Below are 1,054 nucleotides of genomic sequence, written 5' to 3' on the forward strand. Positions count from 1 at the left end.
GGCAGATTGCAAGAAATAACTTGAACGAATTTAATGACGTAAATTAAGCAAGAAGATCTCGATTGGTGTATGCCAATTAAGACATTTAAGTGGCCGTGAATTCAGATACCAATTGATTTGAACCAGTTGGTAATCACTTAGTTCTTCAATGGCTTGTCCCTTGGGAATAAACCGTCGCAAAACTCGGTTACGGTTCTCATTACTACCGCGTTCATGTGGTGAATAAGCATGGGCAAAATAAACCTGAGTACCTGTTAGCTGTTCAATTGTCTGGTAGTTAGCGAACTCTTTACCATGATCCACAGTAAGCGTCTTGAGCTTGTCTTGAAGTTGACTAGCTAGTTCAAGTACGGCTTGAGTCATGAACTGACTGTCGCGACCATGGAGCCGTTTAACAATTGTCAGGCGACTTTTACGCTCCACAAAAGTAGCCACAGCTTGACCTTTACGTTTACCAGAAAGTACGGTATCAGCTTCAAAGTGGCCGAATTCCTGGCGAGTTTCGACTTTATGAGGACGCTTCTCAATTGAGCGGCCGTGACTGAACGTACCACGCTTTTCTTTAGCACGATGACGACGAATTCCATGATCAGGCAAATCGGGTAGCTGTACATCAAGCCATCCTTGATCAATCCAGTTATAGACCGTCTTGTAGGCAATCCCCACCACATGGGCAACTTGTTCAGGGGACCACTTCTGGACTTGAATCTTTTCCTCAATCAAGTGTTTAAGGTTTTTAGTAAGCGAAGACTTTCGCCCCCGTTGACTAACCTTTCGTTCAAAGTCAGTTTGCGCTAGCTCAGCCTGGTACTCACCATTTAGTCGGTGAAGTTCGTTAAAGATGGTGGTCTTACTAAAGTCTAAGTAGTTAGCGATGTATCGCAAGGAACGTCCTTCATTATGAAGCGTTTCAATGACAACACGGTTCTGGAATGATAAAATAGTGGTGCTCATCAAGGTCCTTCTTTCTAATGGATTGTGTGGTAACACCATTAAAGACCTTGATGGGTTTTTCTGTCCACTTAAATGTTCAATTTAAATTTTACAATCTGCC

General features: G+C 42.9%; 1 protein-coding gene. It reads right to left on the minus strand.

Annotated features, from left to right (window positions below; all coding sequences use genetic code 11):
- Positions 1-30: 30 nt before the first annotated feature.
- On the minus strand, positions 31-954 hold the full coding sequence (locus EKM83_RS13215; RefSeq protein WP_024748245.1) for an IS30 family transposase: 924 nt from the start codon (positions 952-954) through the stop codon (positions 31-33).
- Positions 955-1,054 lie beyond the last annotated feature (100 nt).

It is taken from the genome of Levilactobacillus angrenensis, from assembly GCF_003946085.1.
Classification (GTDB): Bacteria; Bacillota; Bacilli; order Lactobacillales; family Lactobacillaceae; genus Levilactobacillus; species Levilactobacillus angrenensis.